22 protein-coding genes are annotated in these 25,060 nt (G+C 72.8%); 9 read left to right on the top strand and 13 right to left on the bottom strand.

All coding sequences use genetic code 11. From position 1 onward, the window contains the following. Positions 1–69 precede the first annotated feature (69 nt). The 9 genes from pcaB to lnt form a co-directional block, all read right to left on the bottom strand. A complete protein-coding gene (gene pcaB / locus OG430_RS45325; RefSeq protein ID WP_327358541.1) occupies positions 70–1,518 on the bottom strand; it encodes a 3-carboxy-cis,cis-muconate cycloisomerase in 1,449 nt (482 codons plus the stop codon). After that, the gene (pcaG, locus tag OG430_RS45320) at positions 1,481–2,083 is read right to left on the bottom strand and encodes a protocatechuate 3,4-dioxygenase subunit alpha (RefSeq protein ID WP_327358540.1); all 603 of its coding nucleotides are present in this window, start codon (positions 2,081–2,083) and stop codon (positions 1,481–1,483) included. The genes pcaB and pcaG overlap by 38 nt, the downstream gene beginning before the upstream one ends. Next, positions 2,083–2,883 carry a protocatechuate 3,4-dioxygenase subunit beta gene (gene pcaH / locus OG430_RS45315; protein WP_327358539.1) on the bottom strand — a complete coding sequence of 267 codons (801 nt, stop codon included), beginning with the start codon at positions 2,881–2,883 and terminating at the stop codon, positions 2,083–2,085. Before pcaH ends, pcaG begins: the two co-directional genes overlap by 1 nt. 34 nt (positions 2,884–2,917) lie before the next feature. After that, on the bottom strand, positions 2,918–3,562 hold the full coding sequence (locus tag OG430_RS45310; RefSeq protein ID WP_327358538.1) for a 3-oxoacid CoA-transferase subunit B: 645 nt from the start codon (positions 3,560–3,562) through the stop codon (positions 2,918–2,920). Further along, positions 3,562–4,317: a CoA transferase subunit A gene (locus tag OG430_RS45305; RefSeq protein ID WP_327358537.1), complete on the bottom strand. Its 756-nt coding sequence runs from the start codon at positions 4,315–4,317 to the stop codon at positions 3,562–3,564. Before OG430_RS45305 ends, OG430_RS45310 begins: the two co-directional genes overlap by 1 nt. Positions 4,318–4,559: 242 nt before the next feature. Further along, on the bottom strand, positions 4,560–6,479 hold the full coding sequence (locus tag OG430_RS45300) for a helix-turn-helix domain-containing protein (RefSeq protein ID WP_327358536.1): 1,920 nt from the start codon (positions 6,477–6,479) through the stop codon (positions 4,560–4,562). A 140-nt stretch (positions 6,480–6,619) separates the two neighbouring features. Continuing rightward, on the bottom strand, positions 6,620–6,946 hold the full coding sequence (locus OG430_RS45295; protein ID WP_327358535.1) for a hypothetical protein: 327 nt from the start codon (positions 6,944–6,946) through the stop codon (positions 6,620–6,622). 208 nt (positions 6,947–7,154) lie between these two features. Next, complete coding sequence (locus OG430_RS45290; RefSeq protein ID WP_327358534.1) at positions 7,155–7,628, bottom strand: NUDIX hydrolase; 474 nt, start codon at positions 7,626–7,628, stop codon at positions 7,155–7,157. A gap of 46 nt (positions 7,629–7,674) precedes the next feature. Further along, entirely contained in the window at positions 7,675–9,327 is a 1,653-nt protein-coding gene (gene lnt, locus OG430_RS45285) for an apolipoprotein N-acyltransferase (protein ID WP_442816669.1), read from the bottom strand. Between the two features lie 263 nt (positions 9,328–9,590). On the opposite strand from lnt, the gene OG430_RS45280 reads away from it, so the two are divergent. After that, positions 9,591–10,751, top strand: a complete 1,161-nt coding sequence (locus tag OG430_RS45280) for an O-antigen ligase family protein (RefSeq protein ID WP_327358533.1) — start codon at positions 9,591–9,593, stop codon at positions 10,749–10,751. Here OG430_RS45280 and OG430_RS45275 read toward each other — a convergent pair. After that, positions 10,702–11,256, bottom strand: coding sequence for a hypothetical protein (locus OG430_RS45275; RefSeq protein ID WP_327358532.1), 555 nt, complete (start codon positions 11,254–11,256; stop codon positions 10,702–10,704). The two genes, OG430_RS45280 and OG430_RS45275, sit on opposite strands and share 50 nt — an antisense overlap. A gap of 129 nt (positions 11,257–11,385) precedes the next feature. Continuing rightward, complete coding sequence (locus tag OG430_RS45270; RefSeq protein ID WP_327358531.1) at positions 11,386–12,171, bottom strand: glutamate racemase; 786 nt, start codon at positions 12,169–12,171, stop codon at positions 11,386–11,388. 57 nt (positions 12,172–12,228) lie between these two features. On the opposite strand from OG430_RS45270, the gene OG430_RS45265 reads away from it, so the two are divergent. Continuing rightward, on the top strand, positions 12,229–13,422 hold the full coding sequence (locus tag OG430_RS45265; RefSeq protein ID WP_327358530.1) for a glycosyltransferase: 1,194 nt from the start codon (positions 12,229–12,231) through the stop codon (positions 13,420–13,422). A gap of 25 nt (positions 13,423–13,447) precedes the next feature. Here the strand turns inward: OG430_RS45265 and OG430_RS45260 are convergent, their stop codons facing one another. After that, positions 13,448–14,701 (bottom strand): TerD family protein, encoded by a 1,254-nt coding sequence (locus OG430_RS45260; RefSeq protein WP_327358529.1) that lies wholly within the window; start codon positions 14,699–14,701, stop codon positions 13,448–13,450. Between the two features lie 295 nt (positions 14,702–14,996). On the opposite strand from OG430_RS45260, the gene OG430_RS45255 reads away from it, so the two are divergent. From OG430_RS45255 to OG430_RS45240, 4 genes are all read left to right on the top strand, one after another. After that, complete coding sequence (locus OG430_RS45255) at positions 14,997–15,434, top strand: DUF6643 family protein (protein WP_327358528.1); 438 nt, start codon at positions 14,997–14,999, stop codon at positions 15,432–15,434. A gap of 43 nt (positions 15,435–15,477) precedes the next feature. Next, positions 15,478–16,302 carry an MOSC domain-containing protein gene (locus OG430_RS45250; protein ID WP_327358527.1) on the top strand — a complete coding sequence of 275 codons (825 nt, stop codon included), beginning with the start codon at positions 15,478–15,480 and terminating at the stop codon, positions 16,300–16,302. Between the two features lie 203 nt (positions 16,303–16,505). After that, positions 16,506–17,111: an Rv1733c family protein gene (locus OG430_RS45245; protein ID WP_327358526.1), complete on the top strand. Its 606-nt coding sequence runs from the start codon at positions 16,506–16,508 to the stop codon at positions 17,109–17,111. A 116-nt stretch (positions 17,112–17,227) separates the two neighbouring features. Next, the gene (locus OG430_RS45240; protein ID WP_327358525.1) at positions 17,228–19,621 is read left to right on the top strand and encodes a right-handed parallel beta-helix repeat-containing protein; all 2,394 of its coding nucleotides are present in this window, start codon (positions 17,228–17,230) and stop codon (positions 19,619–19,621) included. Here OG430_RS45240 and OG430_RS45235 read toward each other — a convergent pair. Beyond that, positions 19,591–21,867 (bottom strand): hypothetical protein, encoded by a 2,277-nt coding sequence (locus OG430_RS45235; RefSeq protein WP_327359480.1) that lies wholly within the window; start codon positions 21,865–21,867, stop codon positions 19,591–19,593. The genes OG430_RS45240 and OG430_RS45235 overlap by 31 nt on opposite strands. Before the next feature lie 399 nt (positions 21,868–22,266). On the opposite strand from OG430_RS45235, the gene OG430_RS45230 reads away from it, so the two are divergent. The 3 genes from OG430_RS45230 (at position 22,267) to OG430_RS45220 (ending at position 25,002) form a co-directional block, all read left to right on the top strand. Then, positions 22,267–23,100, top strand: coding sequence for a DeoR/GlpR family DNA-binding transcription regulator (locus OG430_RS45230; protein WP_327358524.1), 834 nt, complete (start codon positions 22,267–22,269; stop codon positions 23,098–23,100). 127 nt (positions 23,101–23,227) lie between these two features. After that, a complete protein-coding gene (locus OG430_RS45225; protein WP_327358523.1) occupies positions 23,228–23,707 on the top strand; it encodes an SRPBCC family protein in 480 nt (159 codons plus the stop codon). Between the two features lie 80 nt (positions 23,708–23,787). Further along, positions 23,788–25,002: an MFS transporter gene (locus OG430_RS45220; RefSeq protein ID WP_442816773.1), complete on the top strand. Its 1,215-nt coding sequence runs from the start codon at positions 23,788–23,790 to the stop codon at positions 25,000–25,002. Positions 25,003–25,060 lie beyond the last annotated feature (58 nt).

Genomic DNA, 25,060 nt, shown 5'->3' with positions numbered 1-25,060 from the left:
AAAGCTCCTGTTTCTACAGCCCGTCCGGCGTTCGAGGACACCGCCCGAAGGGCGGAAAACTTCACAGGATCAAGGGAAGGGGCGGGGCGGGGACTCGTCCTTGCCCCCACCCGGCACGGCCGCCACCCCCATCGGCTTGCGCCGCAACGCCCGCTCCGTCAAAGCCGCAGCCGCACCCACGTAGCCGCTCGGGTCGAGCAGCCCACTCAGCCGTTCCGGCGCCAACACCCCCGACACCTCCGGGTGGCACCCGAGAACCTCCCCCAGACCGACCCCCTCGGCCACGGCCCGCCGACCCGCGTCGGCAAGCAGCTGCCGGGCCCGGGACCTCCCCAGACGCGGCGCGAGTTCCGCAGCCACCCGCTCCGAAACCACCAGCCCACCGCTCAACGCGAGGTTGGCCCCCATCCGTTCGGGCCGCACGACCAGGGCAGCGACAAGCTCCACCGCCTGCCGCGCAGCCCCCGCGGTCAACCGCAACGCCTCCCGCAGCGGCCCCCACTCGGCATGCCAGGCCCCGGCAGGCCGCTCATCCTCGGCGACCATCGAGCCGTACAACACAGCGGCGAGCGACGGCACTTGACGGGCGGCGGACGCGATGAGCGTGGCCCGCACCGGATTGCTCTTGTGCGGCATCGCCGAGGAGCCGCCACCGCCGCCCTCACCGACCTCGCCGATCTCCGTACGGGACAGCACCAGGACATCCGCGGCAACCTTGCCCAGCGCGCCCGTGCACAGGGCGAGCGACGAGCCGAGTTCGGCGACGGGCGTACGCAGGACGTGCCACGGAAGTTCGGGCGCGGATAGGCCCAACTCCCGGGCGTAGCAATCCATCAGGTCCAGTGCCGCATCGGAGTCCCGGCCGTGCAGAGCGGCGAGCGTGCCGGCCGCGCCCCCGAGCTGCGCGGGCAACCCGGCCCGCACCTGGGCCAGCCGGTCGTGCGCGTCGAGCACCAGCGCACGCCAGCCCGCCGCCTTGAGCCCGAAGGTGGTGGGCACCGCGTGCTGGGTGAGGGTACGCCCGGCCATCACCGTGTCGCGGTGCGCCAAGGCGAGTTGGGCCAGCAGGGACGTGAGGCCGCAGAGGTCGGCGAGCAGCGGATCGAGGGTCCGGGCGGCGACCAGCATGACCGCGCTGTCCATGATGTCCTGGCTGGTCGCGCCGCGGTGCACATACTCGGCCGCCTCCGCGTCCACGGCCGCGACGGCCTCGGTCAGGTCGGCGACCAGCGGAATGACCGGGTTGCCGCCGGCCCGCGCGCGCACCGCCAGCGAGGTGACGTCGTACGCCTCGGCCCGCGCGGCAGCCGTGATCACTTCGGCGGCGCGGGCGGGGATCAGCCCGAGCGCGCCCTGGGCGCGGGCCAGCGCGGCCTCGGCGTCCAGCATCGCCTGCAGAAAGGCGACATCACTGGTGACGGCCGCACCGGGACTGCCCGCCCACACCGGAGCGAGCAGGCCCGCGTCGGGCGCCGACGGCTCAGCGGGGAAGCGGGAAGCGGGGAAGGGGGAATTCAAGGAAGACCGTCTCCTTCTCGCCCTGCAGATGCAGGTCGAAGCGATGGGTCCGCTCGGCCTCCGCCCGCACGAGCAGCGTGGCGCGCCGCTCCGCCGGCAGGGCGGCGAGCGGATCGCCCGGGCCCGGCTCGGTGAAGTAGGCGCGGGTGTACAGGTGGTGGGTGAGCCCGCGGGCGAAGACACACACCGATATGTACGGGGCCGCGACGGGCGGCACCAGGGTGCGCAGCGTCCAGTGCCCGTCGGCGTCGGTGGCCACGCGCCCGAACCCGGTGAAGTCCACACCGCTGCGGCCCAGGAAACCGCCGGTGACGGGGTCGCGGCGCATCGATCCGGGACGCCCCGCCAGGGACGCGTCGGGCGCGGCCTGCCAGAACTCAAGGAGCGCGTCCGGGACCGGCGCCCCCGCACCGTCGTGGACGTATCCATGAAGCGTGACGGTCGCCCGATGTCCGGCCGGAGCGATGTCGCCGCCGCCCGGGAAGGGCAGGGCGTACCCGTAGAAAGGTCCGACGGTCTGCGACGGGGTGGGCGGCAGCGGCGTACCCGCAGGTGTCGTCGGCATCAGTGCTCGCCCTCCTGCGGCTCGGTCCAGGTGGCGGCGGGGCCGTCCAGGACGACGTCCCAGCGGTAGCCCAACGACCATTCGGGCACGGACAGTTCATGGTCGTACGCGCCGACCAGGCGATCCCGGGCCGCCCGGTCGGTGACCGACTGCAGGATCGGGTCGTACGGGAAGAGCGGGTCGCCGGGGAAGTACATCTGGGTGATCAGGCGCTGGGTGAAGGCCGCACCGAAGAAGGAGAAGTGGATGTGGGCCGGGCGCCAGGCGTTGGTGTGGTTGCGCCAGGGATACGCGCCGGGCTTGACGGTGGTGAACCGGTACCGGCCCTGATCATCCGTCAGGCAGCGCCCGACACCGGTGAAGTTGGGGTCGAGCGGCGCCGGATGCTGGTCGCGCTGATGGGCGTACCGGCCCGAGGCGTTGGCCTGCCACAGCTCCACCAGCTGACCGCGCACCGGTCGCCCGCTGCGGTCGAGCACCCGCCCGGTGACGGTGATCCGCTCCCCCAGCGGCTCCCCCGCGTGCTGCCGGGTCAGATCGCTGTCCAGCTCGGTGACGTCGGTGACGCCGAAGACCGGACCGTGCAGCTCGGCGGCCTCCGGGTCGTCGAGCGCGACGAGCGGCTGCTTCGGGTGGCGCAGCACGCTGCTGCGGTAGGGCGGGTAGTCGCGGTGCGGGTGCCGCGGGGCGGGGACGCCGTCGGCGACGGCTTTGGCGGTACGTTCCTGACCTGCCGCCATCTCCGCGCTGATCCGCTCCTGGGTGAGGGGCTGGGGCTGCGTGAGGGGTTCGGTCGTCATGTGCTCGCCTTTCCGGCACGCGGAGCCTCGCCGGTCATCGCGCCTCCTCGGGTGTGCGTACGGTCGCGGCGGTCTTGGCCAGGACCTCGTCGGCCGTGACGCCCGGGGCGGTCTCGACCAGGATGAGGCCGTCGTCGCCGACGTCCAGGACGGCGAGGTCGGTGATGATGCGGTGCACACAGGCCCGGCCGGTGAGCGGCAGGGTGCATTCCTCGACGAGTTTGGGTGCGCCGCCCTTGGTGACGTGTTCCATCAGGACGAGGACCGTGCGGGCGCCGTGCACCAGGTCCATCGCGCCGCCCATGCCCTTGACCAACCGGCCGGGGACGGCCCAGTTGGCGAGGTCGCCGCGGGCGGAGACCTGCATGGCGCCGAGGATCGCGGTGTCGATGTGCCCGCCGCGGATCATGCCGAAGGACAGGGCGGAGTCGAAGAAGGAGGCGCCGGGCAGGACCGTCACGGTCTCCTTGCCCGCGTTGATCAGGTCGGGATCGACCTCGTGCTCGTGAGGGTAGGGGCCGGTGCCCAGGATCCCGTTCTCCGAGTGCAGCACCACGTCGACGCCGGGCGGCAGGAAGCCGGGGACCAGGGTGGGCAGTCCGATGCCGAGGTTGACGTACGTGCCGTCCCTGAGCTCGGCGGCCGCGCGGGCCGCCATCTCCTCTCGTGACCAGCTCATCAGGCGCGTACCGTCCTGTTCTCAACGCCCTTGTCGGCGGCCTGTGTCGGTGTGAGCGGCAGCACCCGCTGGACGAACACGCCGGGCAGATGCACCTCGTCCGGGTCCAGCTCGCCGGGCTCGACCAGCTCCTCGACCTCGGCGATCGTGATCCGTCCCGCCATGGCCGCCAAGGGGTTGAAGTTGCGTGCCGAGCGGCGGAAGACGAGGTTGCCGTCCCGGTCCCCGCGCGCCGCCCGGACCAGGGCGTAGTCGGTGGTGATGCCGCGCTCGAGCACATGGGGCAGTCCGTCGAAATCGCGGACCTCCTTTGCCGGTGAGGCCACGGCGACGCTCCCGTCGGGGGCGTAGCGCCAGGGCATGCCGCCCTCGGCGACCTGGGTGCCGACGCCGGCCGGGGTGAAGAAGGCGGGGATGCCGCAGCCACCGGCCCGCAGCCGCTCGGCGAGGGTGCCCTGCGGGACGAGCTCGACCTCGACGTCCCCGGCGAGGTACTGGCGCGCGAACTCCTTGTTGTTGCCGATGTACGACCCCGTGACGCGGGCGATCCGGCCTGCGGCGAGGAGATTGCCGAGGCCCGCGCCGTCCACGCCGCAGTTGTTGGAGACCACATGGAGGCGCCCCGCGCCCTGCGTGTGCAAGGCCTGGACGAGCACGGCGGGCACACCGCTGAGACCGAAACCTCCGACGGCCAGCGACGCCCCGTCCGGGATGTCGGCGACCGCCTCGGCCGCGGTCCGACTCACCTTGTCCATGGAATCGACATCCCGCCATCCGTTCGCCTGGTGAACTTCAGTTCATTCATGCCGCATGCCGAGTTTCGGCCCCTGGCCTCGGCCCTGTCAATGCCCGCCCCCGGATTGCGACTTGCCCGCTCGCCGATCGCCACCGCGCCGCTCGTCACCCATGACAGGTCCCCGCCCCTCGCGCGGTACGTCATCGCGGGCGGCGGCCCTCACGCCGGTCGCGGCGGGAGCGGCCAGGAAGACAACAGGGGTCAGCCGGCCACAGCGGTCGACAACCGGTGCAGACGCAGGGCGAGTTGTATCTCCAGCGCGCGAGCGGGCGACGTCCAGTCCTCACCCAGCAGATGCCCGATGCGCTCCAGGCGCTGCGCCACCGTGTTCACATGCACATGCAGCGCCTCCTTGGTACGTGCCGGGCTCATGCCGCAGTCGAAGTACGCGTCGAGGGTGCGGACGAGGTCGGTGCCGCGCCGCCGGTCGTAGGCGACGACCTCGCCGATCGTGCGCCGCACGAACCCCGCGACGTCCCGCCCGTCGGAGAGCAGCAGCCCGAGGAACCCGAAGTCCTCGGCAGCCGCGCCCTGTCCGGCCCGCCCCAGGAGCCGCAGCACATCCAGACAACGCCGCGCCTCGTCGTACGCCCCCGCCACCAGGCCGGACCGGGCCGCCGGGCCCGGCACGGGTGCGGAGGCCCCGACGGTCACCGCCTCGCACACGGCCGTGCCCAACTGCTCCGCCGTACGGGCCGCGACCTCGGCTGCCGTGTCCCCTGCAGCCAGGGGCAGCAGCAGGGCGGCGCCGCCGTCACGGACCGCGGCCAGGCCGTGCCGGGTGGCCGCCAGATGCGAGGCGGCGGACCAGAGCCGGCGGCGTACGGCATCGTCCTGTTCACCGTCCTCGGCGGCGTCGTCGACCCGGGCGGCGAGCAGCACATGGGTGGCGTCGAGGTCGGCGCCCACCCGGGCCGCGCGCTCCCGCAGCAGCCGCGGGTCGCGGTCGCGGGACTGCAGCAGATCGTCCAACAGCTCGCCCCGCACCCGGTGTTCGGCCTCGTCCGCGGAGCGCCGGGCGAGCAGCAGCAGGGAGGTGACCATCGCGGCACGCTCCAGGGTGCGCTGGTCGACCGGGTCAAGGACGGAGTGGCCTCGCAGGATGAGCGCGCCCAGGAGCTCCCCGCCGGCGGCGACCGCGGCCAGCCAGCCGTCGTCGTGCGGCACGGCGTGCCCGTCGGTCCGGGACGTCTCCAGAGCCTCGGCCGGCGCGTCCGCGTGCTCGGTGAACTCCACGGTGCCGCCCAGGACTTCGGACACGGCGGCCGCCACCTCCTGCACACCGCCGCCGCGCAGCACCAGACGGGCCAGCCGGTCGTGCACGTCGGAGGCCCGCTCGATGACGCCGCTGCGATCGCGGATGATCTCGTTGGCCTGCTCCAGGTCGGCGAGCGCCGAGCGGGTCTCGGCGAGCAGGTTCGCGGAGTCGATCGCGGCCGCGGCGAGCGCGGCGAACGAGCCGAGCAGCGCGATCTGCGCACGCTCGAAGACCCGGGCCCTGCGGTCGGCGGCGAACAGCACGCCGATCACCTGCGGCCCCAGCATGAGCGGCACGCCGAGGATCGCCACGAGGCCTTCGTCGCGTACGGCCGTGTCGATGGTCCTGGTGTGCCGGAACCGCTCGTCCTCGAAGTAGTCGTCGGTCACATAGGGCCGGGCGGTCTGCGCGACCAGCCCGCCGAGCCCCTCCCCCATCCCGAGCCGCAGCTGCTGGAAGCGGGCCGCGACCGACCCCTCGGTCACCCGCATGTAGGTGTCGCCGCCCGCCGGGTCGTTCAGGCTCAGATAGGCGACATCAGTGCCGAGCAGCGAGCGGGCCCGCTGCACGATCGCCCGCAGCACCGCGTCCAGATCGCGCAGCCCGGCCAGATCGTGCGCCGTCTCGAACAGCGCCGACAGCTCCGCCTCGCGACGCCGGCGTCCCTCGAGCTCGGAACGTACCCGCAGCGCAAGCAGCTTGGCGCTCTCCAGCGCCGCTATGCGCCCGGCCGACTCCCCACCGGCCTGCGCGAGCCGCACCGGCTGCTCATACGCCTCGGCGGCGGCGCCCCGGGCCAGCAGCTCGAGGAAGGGGGCCTCCGCGCTGACGGCGGTCGGCGAATGCGAGTGATCGATGGACATGCCCACCAGAATGACCGACCTCGCCGACATCGCCGCCGGCCCTGTGGATAACTTCTTCTCCCACCGGACATTGGTCGCGGCCCACGCGGCTGCGCCCAACGACAGTGCCCTGCCCCAGAAAGGGGGCAGGGCACTGTGGATCAGTAGCGGTCGTAGCCGTCCGCTACGCGCCTCTGTCCGCTGGGGCAGCCGGCGTACACGCCCCTGCGGTCGCCGTACCACCTGGTGTAAGTGCTGTGGTACTCCCCTCCGGAACAGATCACGTAGGTGCCGTAGCGCTCCGGTCCGTTGCCGTCGCACCAGCCGGTGAAGGCTGTACTGGTGCGGCTGATGGTGTAGCACTTTCCGTTCCAGCCGGATACCGATACGTCGTCTCCCGGAGCGGCGACAGCCGCGCCGACCGGTGTGCCGAGGAGGAGAGCGAGACTTGATGCGCCGATGGCGGTGCGCCGTGCGAGACGGTTCATTGATCTTCCTCTTCCGCTAGGAGGCCACGAGCCGTGCCGTGCCGAGCCGACGGTGTGCCGGCAAGGCACCGCAGATGCTCCTGGCCATCAGCGGGACGGCGCAACGAATCCCGGCTGTCCCGGACAGCCTCCAACTGTCCGGGCTGGTCGGGGCATTGTCCGGAAGGAACCTCGGACAGCGGCAAGCTCCACGTGGCTGAGGCAGCCCCTAGGGCATGGGCTCGAACCACGTCGGCCCGTCCCCCATGGCCTGCTTGATCCGCAGCAGGGCGAACTCCCCCATGTCCGGCAGCGCGTCCACCGCGAACCAGCCGACCTCGAGCGACTCGTCGTCGTTGACCTTGGCCTCGCCGCCCACGGCACGGCAGCGCAGCGTGGTGTCCATGAACTGGCAGGCGTCGCCGTTGGGGTACCGCATCGGTTCGAGTGCCTGCACCAGGACGACCCGCTCGACGACGCAGCGTACGGCCGTCTCCTCGTACACCTCGCGCACCGCGCACGCGGCGGGCTGCTCCCCGGGGTCCGGGATCCCGCCGATCACGGCCCACAGACCGGTGTCGGACCGTCGGCCGAGGAGCACTCTTCCCTCGTCGTCGAAGACGATGGCGGTCACGCCCGGCATCACCATGAGTTGGTGGCCGGCGAGGGCACGGACGTCGCGAATCCAGTCAGGAGTAGCCATGCCCCGACCCTAACCGCCGGCCGATCTCGGCCCGCGCATACCGCTGTTACACGCCCTTCTGCCCCTGCACGCCCTTCGGCTCCTCGGTGCCCGTCGGCTTCTCCGCGTCCTTCGACCGCCGGGCGCGCACCGCGCGGGCCGCCACCCAGCCGAGTCCCACGGCGCCGATCGCCACGAGCAGGATCTCCGGCAGCACCCCGAGGCGCGTCGCCAAGGTCAGCGACGTACGGCGCGGCACCTCGGCGACGAGGTTGTCGGCCGTGAACAGCTTCGTGTCCTGCACGATCCGCCCGTCCGGCATGATCACGGCGCTGACGCCGCTGGTGACGGGCACCATGACGGCGCGGCCGTGCTCGACGGCACGCACCCGGTCCATGGCGAGCTGCTGGTAGGTCATCTGGCTGCGGCCGAACGTCGCGTTGTTGCTCGGCACGGACAGGATCTGCGCGCCCGCCTTCACCTGGTCGCGCACCACGTCGTCGAACGCGGCCTCGTAGCAGGTGACCGGTCCGACCCCGGTGCCCGCCATCTCGAACACGCGCGGGGAGTCGCCGGGTACGAAGCGTCCCGCGCGGTCGACGTCCTTGCTGAAGAGCCGGAAGAAGCCGCGGTAGGGCATGTACTCGCCGAACGGCTGCAGATGCCGCTTGTCGTACACGGCGCCGGGCCCGGTCTCGGGGTCCCAGAGGATCTGCCGGTTGCGCGGGGTGCCGTCCTTGGCGGTGACGACCGCGCCGACCGAGATGGGCGCCTTGATGGCCCTGGCCGCCTCGTCGATGACCTCGCGCGCGTCGTAGTTGGCGTACGGGTCGATGTCGGAGGAGTTCTCCGGCCACAGCACCAGGTCGGGCTGCTTCTTCTTGCCTTCGATGATCTCCCTGGCCAGGCGCTTGGTCTCGCGTACGTGGTAGTCGAGGACGGCGCGGCGCTGGGCGTTGAAGTCCAGGCCCATGCGCGGCACATTGCCCTGGATCACGGCGACGGTGGCCGTGCCCTGCTCCGCCCCCGTGTGGATGAGCGACAGCGCAGCCAGCGCGCCGGCGACCGGGGCGAGGGTCAGCGCGACGGCCGCCGCGACACCCCGCTCGAGCACCCGCCGCACCTCGACGAGCCGGAGCACCAGGGCGCACAGGCCGAAGCCGCACAGAACGACGGCGAAGCTCAGCAGCGGTGTGCCGCCCACCGCGGCGAGCGGCAGGAACACCCCCTCGGGCTGGCCGAAGGCGACCTTGCCCCAGGGGAACCCGCTGAACGGGAAGCGCGCCCGCACCGCCTCCCCCACGATCCACACGCCCGAAGCCCACAGCGGCCAGAGCGGCGACAGCGGCAGCCGCGTCACCAGCGCGATGCCCACACAGGTCAGACCGACGAACACGGCCTCCGTCACGGCGAGCGCCAGCCACGGCACCGGCCCGACGTCCTCACCGGTCCACGCGAGCAGCGGCACCAGAAAGCCGAGCCCGAACAGGAAGCCGAGCCCGAACCCGGCCTTGGCGGCACGGCCCCGCAGGACCCAGCCGAGCAGCGCCAGGGCGGGCACCGCGAGCCACCACAGCGGGCGCGGCGGGAAGCTGAGGTACAGCAGCACTCCGGCGAGCACCGCCGCGGCAGCCGGGATCAGCCGGCGCAGCCGCGCGCTGCCGCGGTCGCCGGTCTCGGGCTGCTGCGGCTCGTTCGTCGAGGTCATGGTGGCTGTCACCTCGCGGAGTTTACGGCGTGGCACTGTCAGCCCGGTCCGGTGGTCGGCCACGCGGGACGACATGACGGCAAACCGTTATGCCGATATACCGATGCCGCCCGCAGCCGGCCCGTCCACCGCCGAACCGTTCCTGTGCAACACATGCCCAACTCCCCACTCCAGCGGCTACGGTGAGCCCCAGTCCCTGCCCGCCCGCACCGGTTGCGCACCGGCCTTCGGCGTCCAGGGCCCGTCATGTTCCGGGGGCGACGGGGGGCCAAGGGATGGCGAGTGCTGCCGCTCCGCCGGGGGCGCGCAAGCGGGAGCGGCGCAACGTGTCGGACGGGGCGGGCGTCGCCGTGCTCGGGGCGTGCGCCGTATGGGCGTTGATCACCGCGGCGGCCCAGGACGGGCGGCCCGAAGGGGTGCTGCTCGCGGTGCTCGCCGTCGCGGCCGGGTATGCGGGCGGCCGTATCTGCGGGGCCCTGTTACCGGCCGCCGCGTGCGCCGCCGCCGCGCTCGCGGGCCTGAGCCTCGCGGTGGCCTCCGACGCTTCGCGGGGTGTGCCCGGCGCTGCCGCCTCCGCTCCGCTGGGCCACGCGGGCGCCGCCACCGCACTGCTCGTCCTGGCCACGGGTGCGGCCTGCTGCGGCGCCTGGGCCACCGAGCAGCCCGCCGCGCGGCTGGCGCTGCGGCTGCTCGCGGCCGGCATCGCGGCGACCGCGGCGGCCCTCGGTTCGACGACCGGGCTCGTGGCCTGCGCCGGGGTGCTGCTGTGCTCGCTCGCGGCGGCCCGGATGCGGCACCGCACGCTCGGTCTGGCGGGCCTCGCGTGCGCGACGGCGCTGGTGACGAGCCTGTGCTGGGCGATCGCGGAAGCCGCTCTGCCGGAGGGGCTCGCGACGGCGCTGGAGGGCCCGCTCACCCAGCAGCGCGTCCTGCAGTGGCAGGACGCGCTCGCCCTGGCCAAGAGCGATCCGGTCTTCGGCACGGGACCGGGCAGATTCGGCGAGCTGAGCCAGGCGCCGATGAGCACGACGCCCGGGGACGTCAGCCCGCACTCGGCGCTGCTGCAGCAGGCCGCGGAGCAGGGCATCGTCGGGACGCTGCTGCTGGGCGCGGTGTTCGGCTGGATGCTGTACGCGCTGTGGCGGGCGCACCGCTCCACCCAGGTCGTGCTGACGGCGGCCGCCGCGCTGACCGCCCTGGCAGCCGTGGCCTCGGTCGGCAACGCGCTCAGCTTCACGCCGGTCACGGCCGGGGCCGGGCTCCTCGCGGGGCTCGCGACGGCCCACCCGCTGCGGGACGAGTGGGACCCGCAGGCCGGGGATGCGGAGGCGGTACGTTCCCGACCTCGCCGCGTCGGTGGCGGTGGGCCCGAAGGATCGGCCGGGCTCAGGCTTCGGCGGCGCCCGCGGCGTGGATTCCGAGGCGGCCGCGGATGACGCGTACGGCCGCTTCCGCGTCGTCGACGGTCACCGTGAACTTGCGGCCGTCCCCGAGGCTCAGGACCACGCCCTCACCGCGGCGCACAACGACGGCGGTGCCCTTCTCGGGCCGCCAGCGATACCCCCAGCCGCCCCACTGCTGGGGCGTGACCCGGGGCGCGAAGTCGGCGCCGACCACATGGGAGAGGGGGATGCGGCGGCGCGGCAGACCCATGTGGCCGCACCGCACCTCGAGGCACTCCTTGTCGACGCGCACCGCCACATGAACGAAGGCGAGCGTGCCGAAGAGCATCAGCAGTCCGGCGGCCACGCAGCCGATCACGGACATGAGCAGGGGGGCGAGCCCCGAGGTCCAGGGCGAGTCGACGGCGAGCTCGATGCCGAGCGCCATGCAGGCGGCGCCGATCAGCGCGAGCAGCCACTGGTAGTGGTTGGTCGCGCGCCCGGTCCAGACCTCGGGCAGGGGCTCCGTGCCCTGCTCACGGTGGGAGTGGTCCCTCATGCGCAACAAACTACTCGTGTTCCGCTCCGAAGGCAGCAGATCGCGGAGCGTGACCATGGAAGGGACGCGGATTGGCCGCTCAGGGGTGAGCAGTAGGGCGCACGGAGGTGCCTCGTGCGCCAGGGGCGCTCAGCGGGTCGGGCTGACGGCGGCGAGCAGGCGGCCTTCGGCGTAGTTCAGGGCGGCCTCGGGCAGGGTGCCTTCGCGGCCGCTGAGCAGCACGGTGAGCCGGCCGGTGGGTGCCGCCGCGGGGTCGGGGGCGACGCCGATGCGGCGCAGTGCCTGGGCGGCGACGGCGCCCGCGCTGCCGTGCAGGACGAGCGGCGGCAGGTCCGGCTGCTGTACGGCGGCGCGAATACGCTCCGCCACCAGTTCGTAATGGGTGCAGCCCAGGACGACGGCCCTTACGTCCGGCGGGGTCAGTGCGGCGGCGGCCGCGACGGCCCGGTCGATCGCCGCCTCGTCGGCCTGCTCCACGGCGTCGGCGAGCCCGGGACAGGGCACCTCGGTGACCTGCACGCCCTGGGCGAAGTCCGCGATGAGACCGCGCTGGTAGGGGCTTCCGGTGGTGGCGGGCGTGGCCCAGATCGCGACCGGACCGCCGCCCGCGGCGGCCGGCTTGATCGCGGGCACGGTGCCGATGACGGGAATCTCGGGTTCCAGGCGGGCACGCAGCGCGGGCAGGGCGTGCACGGAGGCGGTGTTGCAGCCCACGATCAGCGCCTGCGGGTGGTGGGCGGCCGCGGCTTCGGCCACGGCGAGAGCGCGCCGGGTGAGGTCTTCGGGCGTACGCGGACCCCAGGGCATTCCGTCGGGGTCGTTGGAGACGACAAGATCGGCGTCGGGCCGCAGGCGGCGTACCGCGGCGGCCGCCGGAAGCAGTCCGATACCGGAGTCCATGAGCGCGATCTTCACCCGGTCACCATAGACGATGGGCCTTATGGGCCTTGCCCCGTGGGGCACACTCCTGCAATGAGCGCCCTTGCATGGACCGCCGTCGTCTCGCTGGCCGCCTGGCTGTGGCTGCTGCTCGGCCAGGGCTTCTTCTGGCGGACGGATCTGCGGCTGCCGCCGCGCCCGGAGCCGGCCGACGGCGCGGACTGGCCGGATGTGTGTGTCGTCGTGCCGGCACGGGACGAGGCCGAGGTCCTTCCGGTGAGCCTGCCGTCGCTGCTCGCGCTGGACTATCCGGGACGGGCCGAGATCATCCTGGTCGACGACGGGAGTTCGGACGGCACGGGCAAGCTGGCGCGTGAACTCGCCGACCGCTACGGCGGGCTGCCGCTGACGGTGACCTCGCCGGGTGAGCCGCCGGCCGGCTGGACCGGGAAGCTGTGGGCGGTCCGCCACGGGATGGCCTGTGCGCGCGACGCCGCCGACGGGCCCTTCGCGTATCTGCTCCTGACCGATGCGGACATCTCTCATGAACCGGACAGCCTGCGGGAGTTGATGGCCGCGGCCCGGGCCGGCGGCTTCGATCTGGTCTCCCAGATGGCGCGGCTGCGGGCGGCGAGCGTGTGGGAGAAGCTGGTGGTTCCGGCGTTCGTCTACTTCTTCGCGCAGCTCTATCCCTTCCGCTGGGTGGCCAAGCAGAACTCGCGGACGGCGGCGGCCGCGGGCGGCTGTGTGCTCCTTCGTACGGAGGCGGCCGAGCGTGCCGGGATCCCGGACGCCGTCCGGCATGCCGTCATCGACGACGTGGCGGTGGCCCGCGCGGTCAAGCGCAGCGGCGGGAGGATCTATCTGGGCCTTGCCGAGCGGGTCGACAGCGTCCGGCCCTATCCGCGGCTGGGGGACCTGTGGCGGATGGTCTCGCGCAGTGCGTACGCGCAGCTGCTGCACAGCCCGCTGCTGCTGCTCGGCACGGTCGCCGGGCTGGCCTTGGTGTACCTGGTGCCGCCGCTCGCGCTGGTGGCGGGCCTGCTGGACGGTGACGGGCCGGCGGCGCTGGCCGGGGGTCTCGCGTGGGGCGTGATGACGGCGACGTACATCCCGATGCTGCGCTACTACCGCCAGACGCTGTGGCTGGCGCCGCTGCTGCCCGGCACCGCGCTGCTCTATCTGCTGATGACGGTGGACTCTGCGGTGCAGCACTACCGGGGGCGGGGCGCGGCCTGGAAGGGCCGTACGTACGCACGGCCCGAGCGGGCCGCGCCCGACCAGTAGAGAAGGGGGTCCCGGTGGGTGGGGCTCACTTCCTGCCGGGCGTCCAGTCCATGCCCCAGCCATAGGCGTAGTCGAGGGTGCGCTGCATGCTGATGCCGCGCTCGGGGACCAGATAGCGGGCCTCGCGGCGGACGACGAGGTCGCCGCCCTCGTTGGTGAGCAGGGCGAGCGCGCACACCGTTGACGGCACCGTGCACTCATCCAGGTGAAACTCGACCGGAGCACCGTTCTGCGGCGTCAGCGTCACCGTCGCGTTGAGGTCGGCGAAGCTGCGGGCGCCCTCATAGATGGTGACGAAGATGAGGATGCGCTTGAAGTCGTTCTTGTGGTCGAGGTTGATGGTGAGGTTCTCGCCGCTCTCGACCGCGCCGGTGCGGTCGTCGCCGTCCAGGTGAATGTAGGGCGGCTGGTGCAGGGCGCCGAAGGTGTTGCCGAGGGCCTGGACGACTCCCTTGCGGCCGTCGGCGAGTTCGAAGAGGGCGCCCAGGTCGAGGTCGAGGTCCGCGTGCACGGCCACGGCCCGGCCCAGCTTGGCGCCCCAGCCCTTGAACTGCTTGTGGATCTGCCAGTTCAGGTTGACGCGCATGGCACCGCCGGTGCCGCCCTGCTTGCTCAGCGAGACGGTCGGGGACTGCTTGGTGAGCGTCACCTTGGTCAACCGGACCGGTCCGGTGGAAGCGGGCGGGGCGGACGGCGGGGGCGGCACGGGCGCCGGGGCCTGCGCCACGGGCGGCGGGGGCGCGGGCGCCTCCTGCGGCTCGTCCACGCTGATGCCGAAATCGGTGGCGAGGCCGGCGAGACCGCTGCTGTAGCCCTGGCCGACGGCGCGGAACTTCCAGGCGCCCTGCCTGCGGTAGAGCTCGCCGAGCACGAAGGCGGTCTCGGACGTGGCGTCCCCGCTGTCGTAGCGGGCGAGTTCGGCGCCGCTGCCCGCGTCGAGGACACGGATGTGCAGGCCTGGGATCTGTCCGAAGGTCCCGCCGTCCGCGGAGGCGGCGAGGACCACGGTCTCGATGCCGTCCTCCACGCGCGTGAGGTCGACCGAGACCGCGTCGGTCACCTGGCCGTTCGCGGGCTGCTTGCCCTCGTAGCGGACCGCGCCCGAGGCGTGCGCGGGCTGGTTGTAGAAGACGAAGTCCGCGTCGCTGCGCACCTTTCCCGCGGCCAGCAGCAGCGCCGAGGCGTCGGCGTCCGGCACCCCGGGGCCCGACTGCCAACCGATTTCGATCCGCACGGCCGGCGCGGGCACCGGAACATTCGATCCTTTGGGCATTGACATGTCCGCCCCCATTAGCGCGTCGTCGGGTCGAGAAGGGCCCCTCGATTTGTACCTGGCCCACCCATTCTCCACCCCCGCCGGACGGTGCACGACCGATCACCGGACGCCCAACGCGGAGCGTAAGGATCACTGGTCAGCCACATGGAAACGGAGTCTTTACACGATCAAAGCGCCGTCAGGCGACCGATTTTCGCCCAGTTCGCTCGTATTGGTGATCCGCCGTCACGCCCGACACGGAAAACAACCCTCTTATCGGTCTCCCCAACAGGCACATCGTGGGCTTAACTTATGTGCCATGACCTCCCCCCGCGCCACCTACGGCAGCGGTTACTACTCCGCGCCGTCCTTCCCGGACACTCCGATCTACGACTCGCTCGTCGCCGAACGTGGCACTCCGCAGATCGCTCCGATCCGGGTCCCTTCCGCGTACGACTCGGGCAGCTACCTGCCCGCGCTTCCGGCAGCGCTGCCCGCCCTGCCGGCCGCACCCTCACCCCAGCCCGCGTACGGCTATGCGTCGGCCCCGCAGCCCAGTCCGCTGCAGCACGCCCCCGCGCCGTACATCCCCCAGCAGCAGACGGCCGGCCCGCGCGGCTACCCGGGCGCCCAGCCCCAGCGGCCCGTCGGCACCGGATACGAGGCGATGCGCCCCGCGGCGCCCCGTCCGCAACCGGCGCCCGCGCCCTACGAGGACCCGTACTACCGCCAGCACCCCGGCGGTCGCGGCTACTGACACCGCTTGCCCGGCCGTCGTCGCCGTTTGGCACGATGGCCCCATGCTTCAGCCCATCCTTCGCTCGCTCCACGTCTACCCGCTCAAGTCCGTCCAGGGGGACGCACCCGCCGAGGCGGATGTGCAGCCCTGGGGGCTTGCGGGGGATCGCAGGTGGATGCTGGTCGACGGCGAGGGAAGGCAGGTCACGCAACGCCCGCAGCCGCGGCTCGCTCTGGTGCGGGCGCGGCCGCAGGCCGGCGGTGCGATCGCGCTGACCGCGCCCGGGCAGGAACCCCTGACCGTGTCCGTGCCCGATCCGGTGCGCACCGTGCCGGTGGAGGTCTGGCAGGACAAGGTCGAGGCCGTGCCCGCCGACGAGGCGGCGCAGGCCTGGTTCCGTTCGTACCTGGACACCGAGGTCACGCTCGTACATCTCGACGATCCGGCCGTACGCCGCCCGATCGATCCCGAATTCGCGCGCCCCGGCGAGACCGTGAGCTTCGCCGACGGGTTTCCGCTGCTGCTCACCACCGTCTCCTCGCTCGACGCGCTGAACTCCCTGATCGCACAGGGTGATCATGCGGACGAGGGCCCGCTGCCGATGAACCGCTTCCGGCCCAACGCGGTCGTGGAGGGCACCGCGCCCTGGGCCGAGGACGACTGGTCCCGCATCGCGATCGGCGACGTCGCCTTCCGTGTCGCCAAGCCCTGCGCCCGCTGCGTGGTGACCACCACCGACCAGGACACCGGCGCGCGCGGCAAGGAGCCGCTGCGGACCCTCGCCCGGCACCGGAACCACGATGCCGCCCTGCTGTTCGGACAGAACCTGGTGCCCGAACGGCCGGGCACCGTGCGGGTCGGCGACACGGTGCGCATCCTGGAGTAGGACGGGACACCAGGGGAACCCGACGGCGGGGCACGGCCGTTGGGCAGCGAGAGGGGAGTGTGCCGCCAAGGCGGTGGGGTCACCGTTTCACCGCCTGCGCCGTCACCGACGGGTGATTTCACTCTCTTCTGGTGCCGCTCGTGCTTGGACCGTGCCGTTCGGGGTTATGACGGACGCGTAAGGGTGTAAGGGGGTGCAGGATCGTGCGGGCATTGGCCAGACTCTGGCGCTGGCGGCACAATCCGCTGTGCCGCAGGACCGATCTCGTCGAGGCCTGGGTGGCGTTGGCCGCCGCGGCGCTCATCGCCGTTGCCGCGCCTCTGGTGGGCCTCGCCACCGGGGCCCGCACCCAGGACGCACTGCAGCAGGCTGTACGCGACCAGCACGCGGAGCGCCACCAGGTCAGGGCGACCGTGCAGCGCGCGTTGCCGCACCATCCGGTGGACAGCGACCCGGAAACGTCCTCGGAGCACGACGGCCGGGTCCGGGTCGTCGCCAACTGGACGGCGCCCGACGGCAGTCGGCACTCCGGCACCGTCGCGGCACATCTTCGGGGCGCCGAGTCGGGCGACCGCTTCGTGCTGTGGACCGACGCGCACGGCCGCGTCGTCGCGCGCCCCCTGGACTCGGCCACCGCGGGCACGCATGCCGCGCTGGCCGGTATCGGCGCGGCCGTGGCGGCCATGGCGTTCGTGGAGTGCGCCCGGCGGACGGTCGTACGGCGCATGGTGCGCGGGCGGTTCGCGGAGTGGGACCGCGAGTGGGCCGACGTCGGGCCCGACTGGGGCCGCACCGGCACGGGCAGCTGACCGAACGTTCCTGCTCCCCCACCAGCAGGGCGGACCGGTCAACTCGGCGCCGCCGCGCGCGCTACGGTGGACCGGCAGATCTGTCGCGAACGCAGAGGTGGGGGCACAGCAGCGCCATGGCACAGGGCACGGTCCAGGTGACGCACACCGGTACGTCGAGGTGGCGGCGCCGCACAGGTGAGTACGCCTCCCTCGCCGCCGCCCTCGAAGCGGCGGGGGACGGCGACGTCCTGACCGTCGCCCCCGGCACCTACCGGGAGAACCTCGTGGTGCAGCGCGCGGTGACGCTGCGCGGCCCGGAGGGCTCCCCCGGCTCGGTGCGCCTGGCGCCCATCGACGGGGTGGCGTTGACGGTGCGCGCCTCGGCCGTCGTGCAGGACCTGCAGCTGGAGGGCCAGGACGCGGCGGCGCCGGCGCTCCTCGTCGAGGACGGCGCCCCCGAGATCTCCGACGTGCGCATCGTGACCCGCTCGGCGGCCGGCCTGGAGGTGCGCTCGGGCGCCCGGCCCACCGTGCGGCGCTGCACCGTCGACAACCCGGCGGGGGTCGGCTTCGCCGTACTGGACGGCGCGGGCGGCGTGTTCGAGGAGTGCGAGGTGGTGGCCGCCGGACAGGCCGGCGTGGCCGTGCGCGGCGGCGCCCATCCCCGGTTCGAGCGCTGCCGGATCCACCACACCTCCGGGGCCGGCCTGTCGGTCACCGGCGAGAACTCCGGCCTGGAGGCGCTCGGTTGTGAGATCTACGAGATCAAGGGCTCCGGCGTTCAGATCACCGCACGGGCCGCGGCGCACCTGACGGACTGCGATGTGCACCGCACCACGGCCGACGGCGTCACCCTCGACACCGATGCCGTCCTGACGCTGTCCGACTGCCGGCTGCACGACATCCCGGAGAACGCGGTCGATCTGCGCTCCCGCTCGGTGCTCACCCTGACCCGCTCCACGGTGAGCCGCTTCGGACGCAACGGCCTGTCGGTGTGGGACCCGGGCACGCGCGTGGACGCCAACCAGTGCGAGATCCACGACAGTACGGGCGACTACCCGGCGGTGTGGGTGAGCGACGGGGCGAGCGCGGTCCTGGACCACTGCCGGGTGCACGACGTACCGGACGCGATCTTCGTCCTGGACCGCGGCTCACGCGCGGACGTCGTCGACAGCGACCTGTCCCAGGTGCGCAACACGGCGGTGTCGGTGAGCGACGGCGCGACCGCGCAGCTCGACGACTGCCGCATCCGGGAGGTCGCCACGGGCGCCTGGTTCCGCGACCACGGCAGCGGCGGCACCCTCGCGGGCTGCACCATCGATGCCGCACAGACGGGCGTCATCATCACCAAGGGCGCCGATCCCACCATCGAGCGCTGCACGGTCACTTCACCCGCCGAGGCGGGTTTCTACGTGTCCGCCGAGGGCCGCGGCAGCTTCACCGGCTGCCGGGTCACGGGCAGCGGCGGCTACGGCTTCCATGTGCTCGACGGCTGCCGTACGACGCTGAAGAAGTGCCGCACCGAGCGGTGTGCGCGCGGCGGCTACGAGTTCCCCGAGGACGGGCCGCTCGTCGAGGAGTGCACCAGCGACGAGAGTGCCGGACTGCGGCCTTCCGTACCGGAAACGGCCGTCGCGACGGCGACACAGACCGCCGGGCTGCTGTCCGCCGTGCCCGACCAGCGCGCCACCGCGGCAGAACCCGCGGCCGAACCGGTGCGCTCGTCGGGGGACGTGCTCGGTGAACTGGACACGCTGGTGGGCCTGGAGAGCGTCAAGCGGGAGGTGCGGGCCCTCACCGACATGATCGAGGTGGGCCGCAAGCGGCAGTTGGCAGGACTCAAGGCGGCCTCCGCGCGCCGGCACCTGGTGTTCACCGGCTCCCCCGGCACCGGCAAGACGACGGTGGCGCGGCTGTACGGCGAGATCCTGGCCTCGCTCGGCGTCCTCGACAAGGGCCACCTGGTGGAGGTCTCCCGGGTCGACCTCGTCGGCGAGCACATCGGATCGACCGCGATCCGCACCCAGGAGGCCTTCGACCGGGCCCGTGGCGGCGTGCTGTTCATCGACGAGGCCTATGCGCTGTCCCCCGAGGACTCCGGGCGTGACTTCGGCCGTGAGGCCATCGACACCCTCGTGAAGCTGATGGAGGACCACCGCGAGGCGGTCGTCGTGATCGTCGCGGGCTATACGGCGGAGATGAAGCGCTTCCTCTCCGTCAACCCCGGTGTGGCGTCCCGTTTCTCACGGACCATCACCTTCGGTGACTACGCGCCCGAGGAACTGCTGCGCATCGTGGAGCAGCAGGCGGACGAGCACGAGTACCGGCTCGGCACCGGCACCGGCGAGGCCCTGCTGAAGTACTTCACCGCCCTGGACAAGGGCCCCGCCTTCGGCAACGGCCGCACCGCGCGCCAGACCTTCGAGGCGATGGTCGAGCGGCACGCGGGCCGGGTCGCCCAGGTCGCCGAGGCGAGCAAGGACGACCTGACCCTGCTCTACCCCGAGGACCTGCCCGAACTGCCCTGAGGATCCCCGGAGTCGGCGCGCTCACCCGAGCCTTGCGGGGGCACCGAGCCGGGCCGCAGCCGGGCCAGGAGCGCCGTGCGTTCGGTGGCGAAGACCGGGTCGGCCTGATAGTCGCCGTGGCCGAGGATCGGCGCGGGCAGCGGATGGCTCGCGGTGCGGCCGTACGCCAAGGGGTCCTTGAGCGGCGCGTGATCTACGGCCGGGCCGCACTCGCCGGTCAGCCCGATCGGCCCGCCTATGGGGTCGGTCGGCCGGTGCAGATTGCGCCAGCAGTCCACCTCGCGGTGCAGCGAGGTCAGCGCGGAGGGCCCGAAGTGGGCCGGGAACCAGCGCCCGTAGAGCCGCTGCAGCGGAGAGCCGTAGGTGAGCAGCGCGACCCGCTTCCTTACGGAGGGGCTCAGTTGCCAGGCCGCGGCTGCGGCCAGGACGCTGCCCTGGGAGTGCCCCGAGATGACCAGGCGGCGTCCGGGCGTCCGGGTCCACGTGGCCATGCGCCACGTCAGGTCGGGCACGGCCCGCTCCGCATAGCAGGGCGGCGCGAAGGGATGGGCGGCGCGCGGCCAGAACGTACCGACGTCCCACAGGATGCCGATGGTGCGGCGGGCCGAGGGGTCGCGGTACGCGCGCCGGCCCCAGGTGACGAACAGTATGAAGGCGAAACCGATCACCCAGGAGCCCAGCGCCTGCGCGGTCTGCGCGGTGCCCCGGACGAAGCCCGGCTCATCCGCGAAAGCCGCACCCGGCACCTTCCCGGTGCCCCAGCCGCCCACCAGGGCCGCGAGTCCGAGGGCCAGGGTGACGGCGGAGACGATGCCGATGAGGACGGGTGCGTGGTCGGTGAGCGCGGCACGCGCGCGTGCCCCCGCGATGCGCCGGGTGCGGACGGTGTCCAGCGGCTCGTCCGGGTAGTCGCCGGGTACGTCCTCGATCTCCAGGCGGCGGCGCTGCCAGGTGCGTACGCCGAACAGTCCGACCAGGAAGACCACCACGACCAGGACCACCGGGATCACCGCCGCCTGCCAGGACAGCAGCACCGGCGGCCCCTCAAGGAGGGTGCCGCCCTCGCCGGGGGTGCCGCCGCCGTCCAACCAGTCGGCGACGCGCTGAGCGATGCCGCCGGACATCACGCCGCCGAGGGCGCACGCCAGCATCGCGACGCAGGGCCCGCCCAGACCGCGCAGCGCGGTGCCGGCCACGGGCGAGCTGCGGTAGAGCACCCGGGCCACCACGGCGAGCGTGACCACGAGGAGGCCCTGGACGAGGGCGATGCCCCCGAAGGTCTGCGAACCCGGCAGGCGTCCCTCCGAGACCCAGCCCGGGCGGTCCCAGGCCGCGTACAGGACGGCGAGGACGAGCAGGCCGAGGGCCGCGAGCGGCAGAGCCGTGATGACGGCGCGGTCGAGATGGCGGTCCAGCTTGCTCTCGCTGCGTCCCCGGCGGCACACCACCCACACCACAACCAGGGCGCCCGCCACGAGAGTTGCCTCAAGGAGCCGCCCCAGGACATCGAGGACGGCGGGGCCGCCCGCGCGGCGGTCGAACTGCGCCGCGGAGGTCGCCACGGCGGCGGCGACGGTCAGCAGCCCGGCGGCGGTGTGCGCCGCGCGCAGGCGGGCGACCAGGCGGCGGCCGTACCAGAAGCCGGGCTTGCTCAGCGCGCTGCGCCGGGTGTCCTCCTCCGGCTCGCTCTGGTGCGGCAGGGGCTGCTGGGACTCGTACGCGCTCCAGGTGCGCTGCGACAGGTACCACAGGAGGCCGGTCAGCGCTCCGGGCACCAGGGCGGCCAGCGCGAGGCGGCGGCCCGGCCGGGTCCACCAGCCGCCGCCCCCGGAGGCGTCCGGCGCGAGGAAGCCGAGCCAGGAGCGCTGCTCGGCGCACGCGCGCGTGCCCGCACATTGCCAGGCGGTCAGGTCCAGGGCGACCTCGCAGGCCGCGGCGACGAGCAGCACGGTCAGGGTGAGACCGACCAGGCGCACCAGGACCCCGTACAGGCGCACCGTCCTCTTGCGGCTGCGGGCATTGGGCCGCATCCAGTGCGCGAGGTTGACCACCATGAAGGGCAGCAGCAGGAGCCACAGGGCGCGGGCGCCGTTGCCGGAGGTCAGGTTGGACCAGACGTAGGCCTCGGGGATGGGTTTGTCCTGGTAGTCCTCGGGGCGCTGCTCGGCGTCCGCGTCGTCGGTGCGCCGGTGGACGGCGGCCGTCTTGTCGCCGGTGACCCGGACGGTGCGCGGGTCGCCGAGCATCTCTTCGGGCGTGGCTCCGCCCACTCCGTGCACCAAGAGCTCGAGGGCGGTCTCTTCCGCCGTGACACGCTCCACTGTTCTGCGACTCCCCCGTGAGTCCCGGCTGTGCTGTGCAGGCACAAGGATCGCGGGTCCGGGCGCCGCATGCACCCCTCGTCACGGAATCTCCCCGAGGTGTGCGGTCCCGACGCACGGCGCTGACGCCGCCCCGGGCCGCTGCCGGGCGGCTGTCCGGCCGTCCGAGCTGCCACGTCTGTCGGGCGCCGCCACGGCTGTCGGTGCCACGTGCGAGGATGAGAAACCTTCAGGGCACAGCAGCACGGGAAGCACCGGCAGCACAGCCCGCACCGACAGCACCTCATCGGGGGACCCCTCATGGCGGAAGGACCGGGACCGGGCGTGAGCGAGAATCAGAACCTCCTCGCGGAGCAGCGCCGCGCCCTGATTCTCGACGAGGTCAGGCGGCGCGGCGGGGTCCGGGTCAACGAACTCACCCGCAAGCTCGGCGTCTCGGACATGACGGTCCGGCGCGACCTGGACGCGCTGGCCCGCCAGGGCGTCCTGGAGAAGGTGCACGGCGGCGCGGTCCCGGTGGTCGAGGCGAGCACGCACGAGCCGGGCTTCGAGGCCAAGTCGGGCCTCGAGCTGAGCGCCAAGGAGGACATCGCGCGCGCGGCGGCGGCGCTGGTCACGCCGGGCAGTGCGATCGCGCTGTCGGGCGGTACGACGACGTATGCGCTGGCCCATCACCTCCTGGACGTGCCGGATCTGACGGTGGTGACCAACTCCGTGCGCGTCGCCGATGTCTTCCACGCGGCGCAGCGCTCGACCGGCCAGCGCCAGGGCGCGGCGACGGTGGTGCTGACCGGCGGGGTGCGTACGCCCTCCGACTCCCTGGTCGGCCCGGTCGCCGACCAGGCGATCCGCTCGCTCCACTTCGACCTGCTCTTCCTCGGTGTGCACGGCATATCGGTGGAGGCGGGCCTGTCGACGCCGAACCTCGCGGAGGCGGAGACCAACCGGCGTCTGGTGCAGTCCGCGCGGCGCGTCGTGGTGGTCGCCGACCACACCAAGTGGGGCACGGTGGGCCTGAGTTCGTTCGTGTCCCTGGAGCAGGTGGACACCTGGGTGACGGATGCGGGGCTGCCGTCCGAGGTGCGGGCCACGATCTCCGAGGAGCTGCGGCACCTGGTGGTCGCGGGTGAGCCGACGGCCACCCCTGCAGACATCTGACGGACCCTCAGCTATGGTGGCCGGGCCTGTTGAGCCGGGCGGTCGAGCCGGATGGTTGAGCCACCCCCGTCGAGCTCTCCGGGCGCCGGAAGAGTCAACGACCCGTCCTTCAGGGGGTGCGGAACCCATGGCACGTCGACTGAGCCCCGTGGGCCTCGAGTTCGTGCAGTCGGCGCCGATACGGCTGGTGTTCGCCCGCGAAGTGGCCGCTCCTCCGTCGGCGGTGTTCCACGCCCTGGCCGAGGACGTCGAGGGCTGGCCCGCCTGGTTCCGCGCGGTCACCCTCGCCCGGCCCACGGACGGCGGCGCGGGCCGCGAGATCAAGCTCATCGGCGGCACCCGTTTCCAGGAGACGATCCTCGCCGCGGACCCCGACGAGGTCTACGCGTACCGCGTGGACGAGACCAACGCACCGGGCGTACGGAACCTGGTGGAGGAGTGGCGGCTGACTCCGGCCGGCGGCGGCACGCGCGTGCAGTGGACGTTCGCCGCCGACGGCGGCGCGCCCTTCCGGCTCGCCCTCAAGGTCGCCCGGCCGGGCCTTGGCATGTCCTTCCGGGGCGCGGTCGCCAAGCTGGACCAGCGGCTCACCGCGGCCGCGGCATAACCCCTCGGCTCGACAGGGCTGCTTTCTAAGGCAGTTGCCCGATGCCCGCGAGACGCCTTAGGGAACACCCTTACCCGGTGATCAATTGGGAGACAGCGCGGGTCCTGCGCAGCCGCAACGCGGGACTGTATCTGTCCGGTGTGGTGGTGTCGGGGTTCGGCACCACCGCGATGTGGCTGGCCTCCGGGATCTGGGTGAAGTCCCTGACCGGTTCGGACAGCCTTGCGGCGCTGACCGTGTTCGCGATGTGGGCCCCGCTGTTCGCCGCGCCGCTGCTGGGCACGCTCGCCGATCGGGTGCCCCGACGGCCGCTGCTCATGTGGGTGAGCCTGGCGATGGCGGCGCTGCTGCCCGTACTCGTTCTGGTCGATTCGACGGATCGGGTGTGGCTGCTGTTCGCCGTGCTGTTCGTGTACGGAATCACCGGCACGCTGCACGAGGCGGCGGAGGCGGCACTGCTGCCCAAGGTCGTCGACCGGCGGCTGCTCGGCGATGTCAACGGGTTGCGGATGACGGCCAACGAGAGCATGAAACTGATCGCGCCACTGGTGGGCGCCGGTCTGTTCGCCCGGTTCGGCGGCGCCTCGGTGGCACTGCTCGACGCGGTGACGTTCGCCCTGGCTGCGGGGGTGTTCCTGCTGTTGCGGGTGAGCGAGGATCGCCCCGAACGGGCGCCTGGCCGGGGCGGGTTGGGGAAGACGCTGGAGGGGGCACGGCTGCTGTGGGGCTCGCCGGTGCTGCGGCTGCTGGTACTCGCCGGTTCGGTGACGATGCTGCTCGCCGGGCTGAACGGCGCGCTGATCTATGCGGTCGCCGATGACGTGCTGGGCCACGCGCCCACGTACGTAGGAGTGTTGTACGCGGTGCAGGGGGCGGGTTCCGTGGCGGCCGGGCTCGCCGCGGGGGCCTTGCTGCGGCGCGTTCCGGAGGGCTTGTTCACTGCGACGGGGCTCGCCCTGTTCGCCGTCGGCATCGGGGGTCGGGCGCTGCCGTACGACGCCACGGCCCTGGCTTGCAGTGCGGCCATCGGCGTCGGCATCCCGTGTGTGCTGATCGCGGCGTTGACGGCGGTGCAGCGGGAGACGCCGGATGCGGTCCTGGGCCGGACCTCCGCCACGGCGAACGCGCTGGTCTTCGCGCCGAACGCGGTGGCGCTGGCACTGGGGGCGGGGCTGGTGGCGGTGGTGGATGTACGGGTGATTCTGGCGGTGCTCATGGTGGTGGGGCTGAGCGCTTCTGCGGTGGTTGCCGGGGCGGCGCGGGGCCTGCGGGCGGGGAGCCTCGATTCGGGCTGAGGCAGCGATGCGTATGGCGTGTGCGGCGCCGGGGCTGGGGTGGCCCTGCTGTTCGGCG

Source organism: Streptomyces sp. NBC_01304, assembly GCF_035975855.1.
GTDB lineage: Bacteria > Actinomycetota > Actinomycetes > Streptomycetales > Streptomycetaceae > Streptomyces.
Note: the sequence above shows the minus strand (reverse complement) of the source record. Positions and strands in the feature narration are given on the sequence as shown.

What these genes read in the sequence shown, in the direction of transcription:
- OG430_RS45265 (WP_327358530.1), top strand. Translation starts at nt 12,229, where the DNA reads ATGAGCGCCCTTGCATGGACCGCCGTCGTCTCGCTGGCCGCCTGGCTG.
- OG430_RS45275 (WP_327358532.1), bottom strand. Translation starts at nt 11,256, where the DNA reads ATGAGGGACCACTCCCACCGTGAGCAGGGCACGGAGCCCCTGCCCGAG.
- OG430_RS45250 (WP_327358527.1), top strand. Translation starts at nt 15,478, where the DNA reads ATGCTTCAGCCCATCCTTCGCTCGCTCCACGTCTACCCGCTCAAGTCC.
- OG430_RS45310 (WP_327358538.1), bottom strand. Translation starts at nt 3,562, where the DNA reads ATGAGCTGGTCACGAGAGGAGATGGCGGCCCGCGCGGCCGCCGAGCTC.
- OG430_RS45260 (WP_327358529.1), bottom strand. Translation starts at nt 14,701, where the DNA reads ATGTCAATGCCCAAAGGATCGAATGTTCCGGTGCCCGCGCCGGCCGTG.
- OG430_RS45305 (WP_327358537.1), bottom strand. Translation starts at nt 4,317, where the DNA reads ATGGACAAGGTGAGTCGGACCGCGGCCGAGGCGGTCGCCGACATCCCG.
- pcaG (WP_327358540.1), bottom strand. Translation starts at nt 2,083, where the DNA reads ATGCCGACGACACCTGCGGGTACGCCGCTGCCGCCCACCCCGTCGCAG.
- OG430_RS45235 (WP_327359480.1), bottom strand. Translation starts at nt 21,867, where the DNA reads ATGCTCGGCGACCCGCGCACCGTCCGGGTCACCGGCGACAAGACGGCC.
- pcaH (WP_327358539.1), bottom strand. Translation starts at nt 2,883, where the DNA reads ATGACGACCGAACCCCTCACGCAGCCCCAGCCCCTCACCCAGGAGCGG.
- OG430_RS45225 (WP_327358523.1), top strand. Translation starts at nt 23,228, where the DNA reads ATGGCACGTCGACTGAGCCCCGTGGGCCTCGAGTTCGTGCAGTCGGCG.
- OG430_RS45240 (WP_327358525.1), top strand. Translation starts at nt 17,228, where the DNA reads ATGGCACAGGGCACGGTCCAGGTGACGCACACCGGTACGTCGAGGTGG.
- OG430_RS45280 (WP_327358533.1), top strand. Translation starts at nt 9,591, where the DNA reads ATGGCGAGTGCTGCCGCTCCGCCGGGGGCGCGCAAGCGGGAGCGGCGC.
- OG430_RS45295 (WP_327358535.1), bottom strand. Translation starts at nt 6,946, where the DNA reads ATGAACCGTCTCGCACGGCGCACCGCCATCGGCGCATCAAGTCTCGCT.
- OG430_RS45255 (WP_327358528.1), top strand. Translation starts at nt 14,997, where the DNA reads ATGACCTCCCCCCGCGCCACCTACGGCAGCGGTTACTACTCCGCGCCG.
- OG430_RS45300 (WP_327358536.1), bottom strand. Translation starts at nt 6,479, where the DNA reads ATGTCCATCGATCACTCGCATTCGCCGACCGCCGTCAGCGCGGAGGCC.
- OG430_RS45290 (WP_327358534.1), bottom strand. Translation starts at nt 7,628, where the DNA reads ATGGCTACTCCTGACTGGATTCGCGACGTCCGTGCCCTCGCCGGCCAC.